General features: G+C 41.8%; 18 protein-coding genes. 10 read left to right on the top strand and 8 right to left on the bottom strand.

All coding sequences use genetic code 11. The annotated features are described in order from the left end of the window. From IQ229_RS00160 to IQ229_RS00150, 3 genes are all read left to right on the top strand, one after another. Positions 1 to 825 (top strand): alpha-amylase family glycosyl hydrolase (locus IQ229_RS00160; protein ID WP_194040224.1); only part of this gene is annotated, 825 nt, incomplete at its 5' end. 122 nt (positions 826 to 947) lie between these two features. Then, positions 948 to 1571, top strand: coding sequence for a class I SAM-dependent methyltransferase (locus IQ229_RS00155; protein WP_194040222.1), 624 nt, complete (start codon positions 948 to 950; stop codon positions 1569 to 1571). A gap of 76 nt (positions 1572 to 1647) precedes the next feature. Next, positions 1648 to 2541: a lysophospholipid acyltransferase family protein gene (locus IQ229_RS00150; RefSeq protein ID WP_194040220.1), complete on the top strand. Its 894-nt coding sequence runs from the start codon at positions 1648 to 1650 to the stop codon at positions 2539 to 2541. A gap of 10 nt (positions 2542 to 2551) precedes the next feature. Here the strand turns inward: IQ229_RS00150 and IQ229_RS00145 are convergent, their stop codons facing one another. Next, complete coding sequence (locus IQ229_RS00145) at positions 2552 to 3517, bottom strand: SGNH/GDSL hydrolase family protein (protein WP_194040218.1); 966 nt, start codon at positions 3515 to 3517, stop codon at positions 2552 to 2554. A gap of 448 nt (positions 3518 to 3965) precedes the next feature. Between IQ229_RS00145 and IQ229_RS00140 the strand changes: the two genes are divergently transcribed. The 3 genes from IQ229_RS00140 to IQ229_RS00130 all read left to right on the top strand — a co-directional run bounded on the left by IQ229_RS00140 (position 3966) and on the right by IQ229_RS00130 (position 7497). After that, positions 3966 to 4082 carry an RNA polymerase subunit sigma gene (locus IQ229_RS00140; RefSeq protein ID WP_194040226.1) on the top strand — a complete coding sequence of 39 codons (117 nt, stop codon included), beginning with the start codon at positions 3966 to 3968 and terminating at the stop codon, positions 4080 to 4082. Positions 4083 to 4258: 176 nt separating this feature from the next. Then, the gene (locus IQ229_RS00135) at positions 4259 to 7153 is read left to right on the top strand and encodes a glycerol-3-phosphate acyltransferase (RefSeq protein WP_194040216.1); all 2895 of its coding nucleotides are present in this window, start codon (positions 4259 to 4261) and stop codon (positions 7151 to 7153) included. Continuing rightward, a complete protein-coding gene (locus IQ229_RS00130) occupies positions 7150 to 7497 on the top strand; it encodes a cupin domain-containing protein (protein WP_194040214.1) in 348 nt (115 codons plus the stop codon). Before IQ229_RS00135 ends, IQ229_RS00130 begins: the two co-directional genes overlap by 4 nt. Positions 7498 to 7594: 97 nt before the next feature. Here IQ229_RS00130 and IQ229_RS00125 read toward each other — a convergent pair whose 3' ends face one another. The 4 genes from IQ229_RS00125 to IQ229_RS00110 form a co-directional block, all read right to left on the bottom strand. Next, complete coding sequence (locus IQ229_RS00125) at positions 7595 to 7951, bottom strand: hypothetical protein (protein WP_194040212.1); 357 nt, start codon at positions 7949 to 7951, stop codon at positions 7595 to 7597. A 415-nt stretch (positions 7952 to 8366) separates the two neighbouring features. After that, positions 8367 to 10091, bottom strand: a complete 1725-nt coding sequence (gene cobJ / locus IQ229_RS00120) for a precorrin-3B C(17)-methyltransferase (RefSeq protein WP_194040210.1) — start codon at positions 10089 to 10091, stop codon at positions 8367 to 8369. 29 nt (positions 10092 to 10120) lie between these two features. Beyond that, on the bottom strand, positions 10121 to 10984 hold the full coding sequence (locus IQ229_RS00115) for a DNA methylase (RefSeq protein WP_194040208.1): 864 nt from the start codon (positions 10982 to 10984) through the stop codon (positions 10121 to 10123). Between the two features lie 35 nt (positions 10985 to 11019). Beyond that, positions 11020 to 12312, bottom strand: coding sequence for a DNA methyltransferase (locus IQ229_RS00110; protein WP_194040206.1), 1293 nt, complete (start codon positions 12310 to 12312; stop codon positions 11020 to 11022). A gap of 242 nt (positions 12313 to 12554) precedes the next feature. Here IQ229_RS00110 and IQ229_RS00105 point away from each other — a divergent pair, with 242 nt between their 5' ends. Further along, complete coding sequence (locus IQ229_RS00105; RefSeq protein ID WP_194040204.1) at positions 12555 to 12716, top strand: hypothetical protein; 162 nt, start codon at positions 12555 to 12557, stop codon at positions 12714 to 12716. Here IQ229_RS00105 and IQ229_RS00100 read toward each other — a convergent pair. Further along, the gene (locus IQ229_RS00100; protein WP_194040202.1) at positions 12709 to 13098 is read right to left on the bottom strand and encodes a hypothetical protein; all 390 of its coding nucleotides are present in this window, start codon (positions 13096 to 13098) and stop codon (positions 12709 to 12711) included. The genes IQ229_RS00105 and IQ229_RS00100 overlap by 8 nt on opposite strands. Positions 13099 to 13264: 166 nt before the next feature. Here IQ229_RS00100 and IQ229_RS00095 point away from each other — a divergent pair, with 166 nt between their 5' ends. Next, a complete protein-coding gene (locus IQ229_RS00095; RefSeq protein WP_194040200.1) occupies positions 13265 to 13966 on the top strand; it encodes a DUF547 domain-containing protein in 702 nt (233 codons plus the stop codon). Here the strand turns inward: IQ229_RS00095 and IQ229_RS00090 are convergent. Together IQ229_RS00090 and IQ229_RS00085 are read right to left on the bottom strand one after the other, a co-directional pair. Further along, complete coding sequence (locus IQ229_RS00090) at positions 13951 to 14706, bottom strand: TIGR04283 family arsenosugar biosynthesis glycosyltransferase (RefSeq protein ID WP_194040198.1); 756 nt, start codon at positions 14704 to 14706, stop codon at positions 13951 to 13953. The two genes, IQ229_RS00095 and IQ229_RS00090, sit on opposite strands and share 16 nt — an antisense overlap. Positions 14707 to 14779: 73 nt before the next feature. Then, complete coding sequence (locus IQ229_RS00085) at positions 14780 to 15241, bottom strand: rhodanese-like domain-containing protein (protein ID WP_194040197.1); 462 nt, start codon at positions 15239 to 15241, stop codon at positions 14780 to 14782. Between the two features lie 199 nt (positions 15242 to 15440). Between IQ229_RS00085 and IQ229_RS00080 the strand changes: the two genes are divergently transcribed. Both IQ229_RS00080 and IQ229_RS00075 read left to right on the top strand, forming a co-directional pair. After that, entirely contained in the window at positions 15441 to 16328 is an 888-nt protein-coding gene (locus IQ229_RS00080; RefSeq protein WP_194040195.1) for a pirin family protein, read from the top strand. Positions 16329 to 16549: 221 nt separating this feature from the next. Continuing rightward, on the top strand, positions 16550 to 17050 hold the full coding sequence (locus tag IQ229_RS00075) for a hypothetical protein (RefSeq protein WP_194040193.1): 501 nt from the start codon (positions 16550 to 16552) through the stop codon (positions 17048 to 17050). Positions 17051 to 17235: the final 185 nt, after the last annotated feature.

Here is a 17235-nt window from a genome sequence, read left to right as displayed (position 1 = left end):
GTGCGGCAATTGGCTAACTTTGAATTTCTCAACTGGCTGACTAAGGAAGCGAAAAGCTATGCTGCACCCAAACAGTTTTACAACATTGCTGAACACATTCCCGATACAAAGACTGTAGTCAAGCCAGATGGCCCATTAGATGCTTGTTGGCATGAGAGTTTTCGCTACTTTATAATTCCATATATTTGTGGGAAATCATTTGAATTAGAACAACTCAAGCAGATTTTAGATCCCAAACAGCAGGGTTATGCGATCGCAACTAATGTAATTAATTATTTGGCAACCCACGATCGCGAACGTGTATTACGAGAATTAGGCAATTGTGGCATCTTTGACGCAGCTGCATTTGAACGAGCCAAGTTAGCAGCTGCTTTGTTAATGACAGCGATGGGTATACCGATGCTGTGGATGGGAGAAGAGTTTGGCGAATATCAGCAAAAAAGCGAAGATGTGACTAAGCCGCGCAAGATTAATTGGTCTTTATTGTCAAGCGACCAGAATCATGATTTATTTGAGTATTATCAAAAGTTGATTGCTCTACGCCAACAAAATCCAGCTTTGCAAAGTGACAATATTAAGTTTTTCTACGAAAATGCAGCTGAGAAAGTGTTGGCTTACACCCGTTGGGATGAGCATAATTCTCATGTCGTCGTCGTGGTAAATTTCTCCGACCAAAATCTCAATCAATATAAAATTTCAGACTTTCCAACTGCTGATTATTGGCGAGATTGGGTTAGCAATCAAGAAGTGAAATCTGGAGAGGATGGTTTAGTTACTGACTTACCAAGCTATACAGCTAAGATATTGGTTTCAGATTCACAGTAATGTAGTCTGTGGATTGTAGGAGTCAAAAGATTGTAAATACATTGTCGCAAGCAGTGCGATCGCCCGGTGAAATAGAAATGATGAATACGTATAATACCCTTTGCTCGGTAAAATGAAGCTATATGAGTATTCAAGCAGCATACGATAATTGGTCAGCCACATACGATGCTGACGAAAATCTGACGCGCGATCTCGATCGAATCGTCACCAGAGAAACCTTGATGGGTTTGAAGTGTAAATCAGTCGTAGAAATTGGCTGTGGCACAGGTAAAAATACGCTTTTACTTTCACAAATTGCTCTGAAAGTTTGTGCGATCGATTTTTCAGCACAGATGATCGAAAAGGCAAAAGAGAAAGTCAGGTCTGCGAATGTAGTGTTTATTACCGAAGACATTACCAAGCAATGGACTTGTCATAATGAGTCTGCCGATTTAGTCACTTGTAATCTTGTTCTAGAACACATCGAAGACCTCAGCTTGATATTTTCAGAAGCATCTCGTGTATTAGTCAAAGGAGGATACTTTTTCATCTGTGAGCTTCATCCATTCAAGCAATATCAAGGAACAAAAGCTAATTTTCAAAGACAGCAAGATAACGTTGAAATTCCGGCATTTGTGCATCATTTATCAGATTTTTTGAACACAGCGAAAGTTCATGGCTTCCGACTTGAAGACTTCCAAGAGTGGTGGCATGAAGAAGATCAAAATAAACCACCAAGACTTGTATCAATCTTGTTGAGAAAGTGAAGACAATTTTGGTGCATTTAAATTTAGAGCAGTTGCAGAGATACTTGCAAGAGTGATGGAAGATGGGCGAATAATTATGGAATTTCCAAAACAGGTAGAGAAAATTTCTGTCAGCGCTGACAATACTTTAACATCAGAATTCTCGAAAAAGATTCATCACTCATTAACACAGCGAGATGCTCAGTTTATTGAATCATTGATGCCTGTATGGGAATGGTTTTACCGTTATTACTTTCAAGTAAAAACTGATGGATGGCATCATATACCAACAACAGGGAAAGTACTACTGGTTGGCTCTCACAATGGGGGAATGGCTTCTCCAGATTTAATAATGATGATGTACGATTGGTTTTCTAGATTTGGAACCGAGCGTTTGGTGTATGGTTTAATGCACCCTTCTGCTTGGAAAGTGAGTCCAGAAATAGCAGGATTAGCCCAGAAATTCGGAGCAATTGTTGCACATCCCAAAATGGCTAGTGCGGCTTTCGATCGAGGTGCTAGCGTTCTGGTATATCCTGGAGGACAATATGATATGTTTCGTCCTCATAGCCAACGCCATAAAATTCATTTTGCCGATCATCAGGGCTTTGTCAAGCTGGCTTTAAAACAAGAAGTTCCGATTATTCCTGTAATCTCGGTAGGCGCTCATGATAGCTTGATAGTCTTATGTGATTGTTATGATTTCGTCAAACAATTGCATCAGTGGGGATTACCGTGGTTATATCAAATAGACCCTGGAGTTTTCCCAATTTACTTAGGTTTGCCTTGGGGCTTGTCTATTGGCCCTCTGCCAAATATTCCTCTACCTGTGCAGATTCACACTCGCGTCTGTCATCCAATTACTTTTGAAAGATATGGTCGAGATGCAGCTAGAGATCGTAACTATGTGAATGCTTGTTATGAAATAGTTCAAAGTCAAATGCAGGAAGAGTTAAATAATTTGGTTAGAGATAGTCAGAAATCTAGCTAAAACACGAATATTAGTGGCGAAGTGAGGAATCTCCCAATATTTCTAAAAGCGATCGCTCCATAACTTCACTGACAAATTTATTTCCTTGCAAGTTGAGGTGAATGTGGTCGTGAAACAAACCTTGCGGGTTGGGAGTTGAATTGAAACTCGGTAAAAAATCTATATAGTTAATTTGCTGTGCTTTGGTAAAATCACTCAAGCGCTGACGCGCTTTAATTTCGTAATCACGGGGGCCTGGTTCACCAATTTCTCGTAGTAAAGGAGTCATCACCAGCAGAAATTTGCTGTTGGATTGGCGAGTCAAGGCTTGAATTTTAGCGATCGCTTCCAGATTAATCCCCACGCGATCGCCTGATTCATTTTGCACGGCTTGCAGTTCTGGTATTGGCTTTTGCTTAACGATATAACGCTGCCACACTTCCACTAATGCCAGGGGAGGTTTACGATCAGGATAATTGCGATCGCGTCCTACTGGTAATGAAGTAGGAGGAGTTGCAAACAAATCATCGGTATTAATTAATAACACCACTGCTTGCGCGTTAAAATTGCCAAATTTCTCTAAATAAGCTAATTCATTCCTTGGCCCCCAAGAGTTTGCTGAAGCATTTAGCACTTCTACTTCCTGATAATTACTATTAGTGGATAATGGTAGAGAACGCATCATCAAACTAGATATTGTATTAGTCTGATCTGTCCACCAGCCACCATTAGCAATAGAATCACCTAAGAGGAGAATTCGCAGCCCAGAAGGTGCAGGTATCTTTTTTATCGGACTACCTCGCATAGAATATTCATTAATTTCAATGCGATTACCAAAACGACAAGTACGCTGGTTGGGAGCCAACAAATAACCAATCTGCTCATCGCCAATATAAATCAGGGGATTACCAAAACCAAACAGCGATCGCAGTCCGATCTCGATTACCAGAAACAATCCCACAACCACCGCCAAAATTACGCTCAGTGCTATTTTCACCTACTCACACCCTCTTATACTGAGTTGCTTTTCAATGATAGTAGGGGATTGGGCATTGAAGAAAGGAATAGGGTATAGGTTAGAGGGTACAGGTTATTTCCTGTCATCTGAAGAAGGGAATAGGGTATAGGTTAGAGGGTACAGGTTATTTCCTGTCATCTGAAGAAGGGAATAGGGTACAGGTTAGAGGGTACAGGTTATTCCCTGTCATCTGAAGAAGGGAATAGGGTATAGGTTAGAGGGTACAGGTTATTCCCTATCACCTATCACCTATCACCTATCACCTGTCCCCTGTCCCCTGTCCCCTTATCCTCACTCCCCACTTCTAAATTTTTAAAGTGAATTTAACGTCATCCGCAAATAGAAGGACTACAATCAAAACGGACAAATATCTCATGCTCCAACAACAGAGGATTACAAAGCTGTGTCCGACTTAAATCGCGGAATTATGAAATTTAAGGGAGCAGATTCCCCAAAAGTAGTCACCATCTCTACCGTGTTGCTTCTGGGATCGATCGCTGCTCTCGTAATCTGGGCGCTGCAAGCTGCCTATGCGCTAAACTAAAACCATTAGTAGTCTAAAAGGACACTTGTCTTAAACGGTTTCCGTCTTAGCCAAGTGTCCATTTAGCAACTAATAAATAAAACCCCCCTTATAACCATCAAAAATTTCAGCAAAACTTTAGATTTTAGATTTGAGGTTTTAGATGGAAAATTTAAATCTAAAATCCAAAATCCAGAATGTTTGAACCTTGGGGTATTTTCGTTATTTTAATTGTCTGCCCCCTTTTGGGCGGATTACCCCTGATTGCATGGATAACTTACGCCCTCAAACGGAAGCAGTTATCACAAGTTGGTACAGGAAACATTAGCGTATCAGCTGCCTTTTATCATGGCGGTAAAATTGTTGGAATTCTGGCAGTCTTGTCAGAAGCTTTTAAAGGAGTTGCGGCAGTCTTACTCAGCCGCATTTTCTTTCCAGATGGATCGTCTTGGGAATTGCTTGCCCTAATCGCTCTGGTAATCGGTAGATACTGGATAGGCAGAGGAGCAGGTACGACAAATGTTGTCTGGGGATTTGTCGTACACGATCCACTTGTCGCGATATTTGTATCTTTCTTTGCAGGTATTGCTTTTACAATTCTGCAATCAAGAAAGTTAGTCAAATTTGGGGTTTTGCTACTTTTTCCATTGTTTGTGGCACTTCTGCACTTTAGCGATATTCCCAGAATATTTGCTGCTGTGGCCTTAGCTGGTTTAATGGGCTGGATTTACACCAAAATTCCTGATGATATGAAGCTGCCAGCCCAAGAGGCACAAACAGAATCACAAGCGATGTTGGAATTTTTACGCGGCGAGCGCACAATGGTTTCTCTAGATGAAGAGTTGAATGTTGCCATAGTCGGAGAAAAGGCGGCAACATTATCTCAAATTAAGCGCTGGGGCTATCCAGTGCCGAAGGGATGGGTACTAGCACCTATCGACAATCCAGAAGGGTTAACAGAATTTCTCCAACCATCAGAATTATCTCCCTTGGTGGTGCGTTCCTCCGCTATTGGAGAAGACTCAGAACAAGCTTCTGCTGCTGGACAGTATGAAACAGTTCTAAATGTTACTAGTCCAGAGGCATTACAAGAAGCGATCGCTCAAGTTCAAGCTTCCTACGATCATCCCTCAGCTGTCCAATATCGGCGCGATCGCGGCTTAAATGATACAGCAATGGCTGTGTTAATTCAACAACAAGTCCAGAGTGTATATTCTGGTGTTGCTTTCAGCCGCGATCCCATTACCCAACAAGGTGATGCAATCATCATTGAAGCCCTTCCAGGCAGCGCGACGCAAGTCGTTTCGGGAAAAGTCACACCAGAACAATATCGCGCTTTTGTCGTTGAAACAGAAAATTCTTACTCTGTGCAATTAGAGGGTCAAGGACGAGTCCCACAATCATTAATCAAACAAGTTTCATACTTAGCTTACCGACTCGAAAAACGTTATCATGGCACTCCTCAAGATATCGAGTGGAGTTATGACGGGCAAACGCTTTGGGTGTTGCAATCTCGACCGATCACCACTCTGTTACCTATATGGACACGCAAAATCGCTGCTGAAGTGATTCCCGGAGTAATTCACCCCTTAACATGGTCAATTAATCGTCCCTTAACTTGTGGAGTTTGGGGAGAATTTTTTACTTTAGTTTTAGGCGATCGCGCTTTGGGGTTAGATTTCACCAAAACAGCAACTCTGCACTATTCCAGAGCTTACTTTAATGCATCCCTCTTAGGAGATATTTTTCTCCGTATGGGATTGCCGCCGGAAAGTCTGGAATTTTTAACCAGAGGAGCTAAATTAAGTAAACCCTCCTTGCAGTCAACTTGGGAAAATTTGCCAGGACTAGGAAAGTTGCTGAAGCGGGAATTAAGTTTAGAAAAGGACTTCAAGGAAGATTATCACAAACGGTTCATTCCTGGGTTGTCGCAGTTGGCGCAGGAAGATATAGATAGCTTGGAACCAGCGAAGCTGTTGGCAAGAATTGATTTTATTCTGGAGTTGCTGCGTCATGCAACGTATTACAGCATTTTAGCTCCCTTGAGTGCTGCCCTAAGACAGGCGATTTTTCGGGTAAAAGATGGGCAAATCGATCATAGCGTCACCCCAGAAGTAGCCGCATTGCGATCGCTCAGTGCGATCGCTACAGATGCCAAGCAGGTATTGCTGGAGTTTGAGCCACAGCAAGTATTTGAGCAATTAAAACAAACCCCCGAAGGAGAGAAAATCCTCCAAGCATTTAACGAATTGCTGCAAGATTACGGCTACTTAAGCGAAGTCGGAACCGATATCTCCGTTCCCACTTGGCGGGAAAATCCCCAGATGATTCAGCAGATGTTTGTGCAGTTAATGCAGGGGAACGAACCACAATCAGGTGCTAAAGATGCGATTAATAGTATCTTTGCCAGTAAGCGCAAACGCTCTTTTGTGCAACGGCGTATAGATATCAAAGGACGAGTTACCGAAGTTTATTCCCGACTTTTAGCTGAATTGCGTTGGAGTTTTGTGGCTTTAGAGAAAATTTGGTTAGAGTCTGGTTTACTTAGGCAAACAGGCGATATCTTTTTTCTCAACTTTGATGAAGTGCGGCGTCTAATTGGAGATGAAGATTCTAGCTTAATAGAGCAGTTAGATAAGTTAGTAGAATTTAGGCGATCGCAATTTGTACAAGATAGCGAGATTATTCAAATACCTCTTTTAGTCTACGGCCATACACCTCCTCACCCGTTAGCTCCCTCTGAACTTTACTCTGACCAAATTTTACAAGGTATTGGAGCCAGTCATGGGCAAGCCGAAGGTAGGGTGAAAGTGTTGCGAAATTTACAAGACATTCCAGACATTGACCGAGATACAATTCTGGTAGTGCCTTACACAGATTCCGGCTGGGCACCATTGTTATTAAGGGCTGGAGGATTAATTGCCGAAGCTGGGGGAAGACTTTCTCACGGTGCGATCGTTGCTCGTGAGTATGGAATTCCCGCTGTGATGGATGTTCGCGGTGCTACATGGCTTTTGCAAGATGGTCAACGAGTCAGGATTGATGGATCTAGGGGTATTGTGGAATTATCTAATGATTTAAGACCCGAATGATTACCACTTCGCTCAAAGACTTGCCTGAAGAGTCAGTTTCTCACAATGCCGAAATCAAGAAAAAGGTGATGTTACGCTTCGGCGATTTACCTCACCTAACTAACTTTTCTCAAGCACGTTTTGCTCCTGGACAAACCGCACCAGCACACGCGCATCAAGATATGTGCGAGGTATTCTTTGTAGAGGCTGGTTCAGGAGTAATTCACATTGATGGTACAGAATACCCCTTGCTTCCGGGAAACTGCGTAGCCATCGAACCGGGAGAAGTACACGAAGTTGTCAATAGTGGCTCAACAGAGCTTGTTTTGACATATTTTGGTTTGCGAGTGGAAAAATTAGCCTAATTCTTTTGAATAAAACACGCAGTGAGGGCATAAGATTGTTATGCCCTTATAAAAGTTTGCGGATGTTGCTTATAAACAAAGATAAATTTGCAAAATCCTAATATACCAAGGGTGTCACGCCGCGCATCTTACGTAAAGAATTTATACAAGCAGGACAATCGCAGTTAAATAAGTTGACTGCCACATCGCTTTCCTCGATATTGAACTCCAGCATGGGAGATTCTTCTTGAGAAAACTCTATTTCGCGCTGATAGTTAGGAATTTGAGCCAATACGGAAGCTCTGGCACACACTAAACCCACTTTATGTTTATTGCGTATACAAGATAGACGGTCTGTAGTGTTGGCTTTTGGTTGTGGCTCCATAGCTTGTGCTTGATTGAGCATTACTCCCATAGAAAGAATAGAGCTAATCAGCACAGGAGAAGAAAGTAAACTCAGTATGAATTTGTTCATTGGTTTTCTTAGAAAACAATCTCGATTGCTCAGATTATCCGATTAAATCTTACAGCGCAAGTAAATGTCTATCAGGAATAGCCCAAAATCCAGATGTAGAGATGCGATTTATTGCGTTTTGAAAGACCAAGGGACTCAATACTTCTCGGTTAAGCATTTCTAACTCGGAATCGGGTTTGGGGAAAAGGGTAAAGGGTAAGGGTTAAAGGTTTTTCCTTTCCCCTTAACCGAGAAGTATTGCAACCCAACCTACTATTCTTTTTAACTGAACCGTATTGACTAAAGTCCTTACTACGAACTTGCTTACCCATCAATTTTTAAACTTGACAGACTACTAAAAACTATTTACAAGTAAATTTTAAGTAGGGTGGGTTATGGCTTTAGCCTCTTCGCTGACAGCGGCGATCGCGTCTATTTATTGTTGAGTATAGCGACGCGGCGTATAAACCCAGATATTACCATCGCTACGCTTGATGGTTCGGGTTTTTGTGGAACCAACGAGAATAATTGTCCGCATATCAGCGCTTGCTGGCGTTAACTGGTCAAGTGCGATCGCTTTTACCGTTTGTCCTGGCCGACCGAGATTCCGGGCTAATACTACTGGTGTATCTGGTGTTCGATGTCGTAGTAAAATATTTCTCGCTTCTGCCAGTTGCCAAGTACGCTCTTTGGAAACAGGATTGTAGAAAGCAATCACAAAATCAGCCTCAGCAACCGCCGCAATTCGTTGGGCGATCGCAGACCAAGGTTTCAAGATATCAGAGAGAGAAATAGCACAGAAATCATGCCCAAGGGGCGCACCAATGGCTGCTGCGGCGGCCTGCATTGCAGAGATACCTGGAGCCACATGAATGTCGATACTGTCCCATTCTGGTTTAGCATAGCGATCGCATACCTCAAAAACCGCTGCTGCCATTGCATAGATACCTGGGTCGCCAGATGAAACTACAGCTACATATCGCCCAGATGCAGCCAAATCAAGAGCCATCTTTGCCCGTGCTTCTTCTTCGCGGTTGTCAGACTCATGCCGTTGCTTGCCATCAGCCAGAGAACCAACTAAATCTAAATAAGTTTTATAACCCACTAGGTCAGTTGCCGACTTGAGTATCTCCTTCACTTCTGGAGACATCCACAGCGAACCACCAGGGCCAGTGCCAATAATCGCTAACCGTCCGCGTGGCTGACCAATGGTATTGGGGTCAATTACTTGAGGAGCAATAGCGATCGCAATGTGGGGAGTTGAAGCAGTAATGGGGGACGTACCAGTGGCGGCGATCGCTGCGGCTTGGGCGGGGCTATAACCTTGGGAAAGTAGACTTTCTAGCTGATTTGAGGTAAAAAAGCGGGTGGGCACTTTCAAGGCGCTAGCTACGGCGTGAATTGCGGGATCGGCTGCGGCGGCAACGGGTGCAAATATCCCAGCGACTGATGCTTTTTCTAGTTTGGCATCAGCTAGTAGCTGTTTTACTAAAGCGACTGCATCATCAATCATGCCACTCATTGCGATCGCGATCGTTGCTGGATGATAGACAAGACAGTTAGCTGTAGGAGTCACCAAACGTTCTGTAACTTGGATGGTCAAATCTCCCTTGGAATCTATCGGTAATTTACTATCACTCAACCAAGGTGCTATTCCTTCTAGCTTAACTTGCGCCCCAGCTAGCACATCTGAGATAAATTTCTTCGCATCGTCTGGGTTTGCCAAATGGTATCCAGGGGGAGGAGATAATAGCGTTGTGCCTAAACGTAAATCGCCTGTAGTCGTAATTGCAGGTTTAACATCCAGCGCTTCGGCAATGCGGCGAGCCAAATCGTTCACTCCACCAAGTCCGCCCAAGAGAGGGACAACAGCGCTACCATCTTCAGCCACAGCTAGCACTGGTGGTTCCTGTCGTTTATCCGAGATTACCGGAGCTAACGTCCTAATTAAAATGCCGGCAGCACAAATGCCAATCAACGGCCTTCCCTGCATAAACAACTCGCGCAACGTCCCGCCAAAATTTGTAAAGCTGACATCAACTTCTGATGTGCGGCCCTCTAAACCGTATAGTGTTGCCCCTGGTAAGACGCTGATTATTTTGCGTGCTACTGTCACGCTATTTTGACCCAGTATTACAATGGCAGGTGCAATGTTAATCATTACTTAATTACGAATTATTTAATTAGCCTTTAAACAAATGTTCTCAAAAATTTAAGTGCTTCAGTTTTATTTTTAAACATCGCGTGAATTATATCGCCGTTATTATAACGAATGTCAATCTCGTACTTGATTGCTGGAGCAGAATTAGGTTGATTTTCTGAATAATTCTGGAGATATTCAATAGCATTATTAATAGTTTCCGATTGCTGAGATAGACCGTGTAGGACAATGATATTTACCTGTTGTACTAGTCTAGCAAACGATTGTTCTAAAATATTGATAAATTCATCTATTTGATATTTCTCTAGACTGAGTAGTTGATTTTTTATCTTATTAATATCTCGATCTGATAAATTTTTCCATTGTTCAATTTTATTTTGAAACTCTGATTCTAATGTACTTTCATTGAAAGATGCATTTATCCCAACTGATGTAAATGATTTTACAATATTTTCATACTTAAGATGCAGAATTTTAAAGCCCTTAGATTCTAATTGGTCAAGTGCTCCTTGAGTAAATACACCTGCGAGAATGGCACCTAAAAATGGATTAAGTTGACTATAGGTGTCTGCCAGAGGAATAAGCGCTCCTTCAATTTCTTGAACTTTATTTCTAGAATGTTTGGTGTAACGCCGCCATGCAGTCTCAATAAATGCCACTGGAAGACCAAGAGTTTCTTCTGTACCTCCCCGCTCCAGCACATAGTCAAGGTCATGATAATTACCATAACGATCCTGCCATGATACCTTTTTACTAATTCGTGCCTTGCGCTTCTTCTGATAGTCTAAGTAAAAACCATACTCATCAGCTACTTGCTGAAGTGTTTCACAAATAAATTCTTGGATGAGATTCCCTAAAATCTGACCCCATTTATGTGACAATGACTCTGCCATTACAGTTGTGCAAAATAATTCTTGTTGTGATTAGCTTATCCGTAAACCCACAAACAACCTTCGCAAAGAGGAACTCTGTGCTTGCGATTTTTCCATTTGACATTACGATCGCGGATTTTTTCAAACTTAAAAGATTCAAATCCTGCTGCTTGTGCTAACAAACCCATCCATTCAATTACCGGAATATAAATTCCATAGGGAGCAGAATCACCAATTACAAAGCAAACTGTTGCAGGACTTTTACATACTCTACGAAGTGCTATCCAAACTCTAGCCATGTCAAGAAAATAGCAGGCAATCATCAAATGATAATTCTTCTTACCTCCATGCAAATGTCGCTCTTGGGATAATTGATGGCAGATTTCAATAATACTAGCTTTGATTGGATATAATTCTTGAGATGCTAGAACTTCGTCGATGTTTACATTTTTATTTGTGACGTGCTGTGAACATGAACGAATTAAGTATTGCCTCACTGTAGTTTGCAAATCAGTCCAACCGGAAATTTCTTTCATAAAACACATTTCAAGACGTGTAGCATCCGCATAATCGTAGTTGTTAGCGTATGGCGGTGAGGTGATTACCAAGTTGGTAAAATTATCAGGTATACCCTGGCAAGTCCGAGCATCAGATTGAATGAGTGTCGAACTAGAAGCCGCTGTTTTTACTGCAATTTTCATATCTGTAGCTATATTCTCTGCCATTAGCTCAAAAGCAGATATTGGCTCTAAGAAAGATTGTTTCTTTTTATTTGGTAAAATATACTGCCAAGGTGCAGTTCCAGCATGAGAGACATGGCGAAGAATTGATACAAGTGTCAACCAAACTAACTGGGATTGAGATGAATCATCAGCGAGTTTTTCCCAAGCTTGGCGCAATCTATCTAGAGATTCAAGTGAAGATATCGTAAAGCATTCATGAATCAGTTTTGGGTATATATCTACACATGGTTGCAGATTTTCAGCATATTTTATAACCTCTCTTATATGTTCAATATAGGCATCAGAGTCAGTTTGATATAAAAGTTTAGCTCTTGCTATACGCACAACAAAAGGATGAGCCTCAATTCCAAAACATTTAACTCCAAGCTTTTCAGATGCAAGTAAGGTTGTACCAGAACCAGCGAATGGGTCTAAGACAGTAATTTCTCCTTGTTCTTGGAATTGAGTAATTATAGTTTCGACCCATTGTGCAGAGAAACCTGCACTAAATCTAAACCATCGATGAACTGGCAATTTCATGTTATCGATGAATGTAGACGAACTATCAAAAGATTTAGAAATGCTAGAAGAAAATTTCTGAAATGGCAACTCTAATTGTTGATTCATTTGAATATTTATTATTTATTAATATTATCGGGTAGAAGTCCATTAAAAATTGAGGTTAAGGCTTTGTTTGTTGAATTAGCATAGACCCTCTGACTGCTTGCACTAGTTCTTCTTATGTGCATTGGGTTATAGCGCTTTAACTTGCCAATATACAACAGGTAATTGTCGCACGATTCGGCAGTCTATTTGATGCAGACAGTCATTTGCTTGTGTTAAGTTAGCTGATACTTGATACTTGTTTTGTGGTGATTTTGATTGTCAACGCCAAGAAGCTTTTATTTGAAGTGATGGAGAAGCGATCGCATTTTCTCAAAAAAGTGCGATCGCTTGTTAAATTGGAGATTGGGACTCCAACCAAATATCCAAAGAATTTCTTTCCCAATCTCCAGACTCAACTTAATTAGCTTTACGTTCTTTCAGAACTTGATCTAGTAAGTTTCTAGCAGGTTGTGCTTTAGCCAACGCTACTTGATGGTCATTATAAGCACGAACAAGGCGAGAAAGACTGCTCACACCTGCTTTGAGTTGCTCCAGTTCTTCACCAGCAACTAGTACTCCATCAAGCATCCGCCCAATCAACGGTTTGATATCGCCCACTTCCTGCCGGACTTTTTGGAGCTTTTCTAGAGAACTCAGTAAGGTTTTTAGTGAGTTCAATATGTCGTCAATATCTTGGGCATCCTCCACTGGCTCAGGTGGATTTTCAATTGTTATCGTATCTTTGTCTGAAGCTGTAGGCAATTCCTCTACAGACGTTTCACTTGTAACCCCGTTTGACCGTGCCATCAACGCTTCCTCAAGGAATTTTCCTCAGTGTATCGCTGATTTCAAGTTGCCAAAGATAGTATTGTTATAATTCGTTAAATAAATACTTGTACAAATTCAATTGTACGTTGCGATCGCGAAAGCAAAGAATTCCCTTAGCTACGGTTAACATATAAACACAGCAATAATGATTGATTTTGAACCTTGGGACAGGTTGTTGCGTCAGTATGTCGATCGAGAGGGTCGTGTAAACTATATTGCTTGGAAAACTGAGCAACCTCAAGCGCTAGCTGATTGGTTGTCCAGTCAAAAAAATCTGGCTTTTACATCTAATAGCAACACTTGTGAGCAATTGGCATTGTGGATCAACCTTTACAATGCGTTCACCATTTCGGCAATTTTGGAGAGATACCCGCTTGAGTCAATTCGTCCGCGAATCTTAGGCATTCCCAACTGGCTGGCTTTTTTGTGGTTCTTCCAACGTCGTGCTTATTATATATTTGACGAACATTACAGTTTAGCCCAAATAGAGAACCAAATTCTGCGGAATAAATTACAGGAGCCACGAATTCATTTTGCAATTGTCTGCGCTTCCGTTGGTTGCCCGTTACTGCGGGCTGGAGCTTATTTTCCTCAACAAGTTACTCAGCAGTTAGATGAAGATACCCGTCGCTTCATTAACAATCCTGAGAAAGTTCGTTATGACTCAGATAGTAAAACGCTCTACTGTAGCAAAATCTTTAAATGGTATCGTCAAGATTTTCTTAAGGTCAAATCCTCTATTCCAGAATATATCCACTCCTACCTAGAAACAGACCTACCAATAAATGCCTCAACGCCGATTTCCTATCTCTACTATGACTGGAGCCTGAATCAGCGAATATCTTGATAAAATTGTTTGAGATAATTTGCATCAACGCCAATTCCCCACAAAAAACCGATATAAAGGTAGATTGCGTTTGCTTTCCAGCTACCCCATTTTGCGACGCGGCGATCTGAAGAGTGAACAATGCGGTTCACCAGATAAATACGTCCTTTTTTAACCAATTTCAGGCATAAATCTCCATCTTCCATAATCGGCAATGTCTCATCAAATCCGCCGCAATCCCAAAAGTCAGTGCGACGACAAAACATTACCTGATCTCCAAACAACAGGCGCAATCCTCGAAAAAACAGGTGAGGCTTAAATAGCAGTGGTGCGTAGTAGGTTTTTAAATAATTATGTAGAGAGATGCCCCAGCGAGTTGTTTGAGATCCACTCATTAGAGAAATGAACCCCCCACAGGCAATGGTTGACTCTGCTAGAGTTTTCTCTATTACGGTGATTAAGTCATCCGGCACCCAAGTATCTGCATGAAGAAAGCAAAGAATATCTCCAGTTGCAGCCGATGCTCCGTAATTCATCTGAATAGAACGCCCACGTCGCTCAGATGAGAGAACTTGTACGCATAGCGACTGATTGAATGACCCAAAGCATTGTTTTGCAACTGCCACTGTCTCATCTTCGCTGCCACCATCTACTACTATCACTTCAAAAGCAGGCGGATTAAGTAAAGTCAATTGGCGCAATGTCCGCTCTAAGCTACCTGCTTCGTTTAAAGTAGGAATGACAATCGAAACTTGAGACATGCAGTATAAGTAAGTAGTTTTATCGTTGCTTTTATTCTACTTGTTTAATGTTGACAAGCTCTTAGTCCAAGGGTCAATACTCTTGAGCATGGTAAGTAGCTTTTAGTAATTTTCCCCAGATTGCATTGTAAGGATGTACAACCTTTGCCGGATGCCCATTTTGAAAGATCGGCCTACCTTCGTTTGCCCACTGAAAAATCCCACCGCTCAAGTTATAAATGCACTTCATCCCGGCTTTATCAAGTTTTTGGGCTAATTTTGCGCTCCGGTAGCCAACAGCACAGTACACTATAATTGGTCTATCTTTTGATGCTGTTGCAATTACTGCTAAGTTTTCTGTGAGAGGATCTATGCGTACTGCTGTTTCGATATGACTTACTGCATACTCAGTTTGATTGCGTGCATCTAGTACTAATGGATGGGGCTTTGCAGAATCTGATAGTAATTGAGCTAATTGGTTACAATCAATTTCCTCAACAGCAGGAAACTGAAATCTAATCAGAATTTTAAGAAAGTTAAACGTGAGCGATCGCACTTGTGAAAAGACTCTCTGGTTGAGAAATAATACTAACGGGGGCTGTGTCTGATGTCTAATAGTAAAAAACGATCAAAGAACAGGTGATCGCACTGGCATCAAGTCTACAAAACAAACAGATAACTCATCAAGATTAGCTTATTTGCAAGTAAATATACTTATAATAACTACAGCATTTACTAATCACCTGCGATTATTTATGGTAATTCTTCAACTGATTGAACCCGAAGTTAAAAATCTGGGTGGTTTTTCTGCCCGCCGTAGTTTGCCATATCCTAATCGCCAAACGGTTGGGCCGTTTATCTTTTTCGATCATCTTGGCCCGTCCGTTATGCCCCCCAATCAAGGCATCGATGTCCGACCACATCCTCATATTAATCTGGCAACGGTAACTTATTTATTTGATGGTGCTTTGATGCATCGCGATAGTTTGGGTACTGTGCAAGAAATCCAACCAGGTGCAGTCAACTGGATGATAGCAGGAAAGGGGATTGTCCATTCAGAACGCTCACCTGACTTTGACCGTCACCAAGAAGCTACTATTCATGGTATTCAAACCTGGGTCGCCTTACCTGTTGAACACGAAGAAACCGAGCCAACGTTCATTCACTATCCGGCTGAAATCCTTCCCACCTGGGAAGAGAATGGCGTTATCATCAAACTTATTGCTGGGCAAGCATTTGGCTATACCTCACCAGTGAAAGTTCTCTCACCTATTCTCTATTTAGATGCGGTGTTGTCTGCTAACACCCACTTTACTATGCCTACAGATTATTCACAAAGGGCAGTATATAGTGTCACCGAGGGATTGAGGATTAATGATGAACCGATGGAGCAATATCGTCTCGCTATTCTAGAGTCAGGCGATCGGGTTGAGGTTTCTGCTACAGCTGCTGCTCGATGTGTTGTTATTGGCGGTGAGCCGTTAGGTACACGCTACAAATGGTGGAATTTTGTCTCTAGCCGACCAGAGCGAATAGAGCAAGCTAAAGCTGATTGGCGCAACTCTCGCTTTGCGAACGTGCCAGATGAAACAGAGTTTATTCCACTGCCAGAAGTGGTAACAGAAGCTAATCCTTTTTCATAAGTGTGTCGAAGTGTGACACTCACTATCTTGCTTTAGGATGGCCCAGTTTAACCCAAGTTGCCAGTTACTCTTATGAGCGATCGCTTTGGGACAATTAAGCAATAAAATGCCTTCCAAGAAGAGAAAATTAGGAGGAAGTTATGCCACTTGATAGGTGTATGGAGTTGCATCTGCATATTATATGGTGAAATATGGTAGCAACTGCTGTGAGGCAAAGCCAAATGACACTTATACAATTGTGGCGATTTATCACAATTATGCTGGCTTCCTTTAGTCTAAGCTTGTCTATGGCTCATTTGCTAGAACTACCGCGAAGAATAGAATTTGACCAGCAACTCTGGGTAAAAGTGACCGTTTTTGAAAATGTTTATCGGTATTTTGGCTCAGTTGGTGCTGCATTTGAAATTGGCTCAGTTTTCACAGCAATTGTGTTGCCGTTCCTCGTTCGCAAACGCGGCTCAACATTTTATTGGACATTAGGGGGAGCGATTCTTTTAGTGCTGGCTCTTGTCAGTTGGGTAATATTTGTAGCCCCCATGAACGCGGAATTTTCAACGTGGCTGACTAATCCCGTCCCGCCAAACTGGACGCGATATCGTAACCAATGGGAGTATGCACATGCAGTTAATGCCTCGATCAAAATAATTGGCTTCAGTTCACTAGTAATTTCTGTGCTGGTTGAAACAGCAAAACGAAAGGTTGCTCATTCTAATCACTCGTAAGAAATTTCAAGTTGGTGATTATTTTAGATAGCAGATTTCTGGTGATAAACAGTTTGATTCTTTGAAGTGAACCTCACGAATGAAGGAAATATCACGCGAGTTCGGACATTGGTAGAATCACTTTAATACCATTTTGGATTTTAGACTTCGGCTCCTTTCGGCTTCTCTACGAGACGCTACGCGAA

It is taken from the genome of Nostoc cf. edaphicum LEGE 07299, assembly GCF_015207245.1.
Lineage (GTDB): Bacteria > Cyanobacteriota > Cyanobacteriia > Cyanobacteriales > Nostocaceae > Nostoc > Nostoc edaphicum_B.
This window is presented reverse-complemented; position numbering and strand designations above follow the sequence as displayed.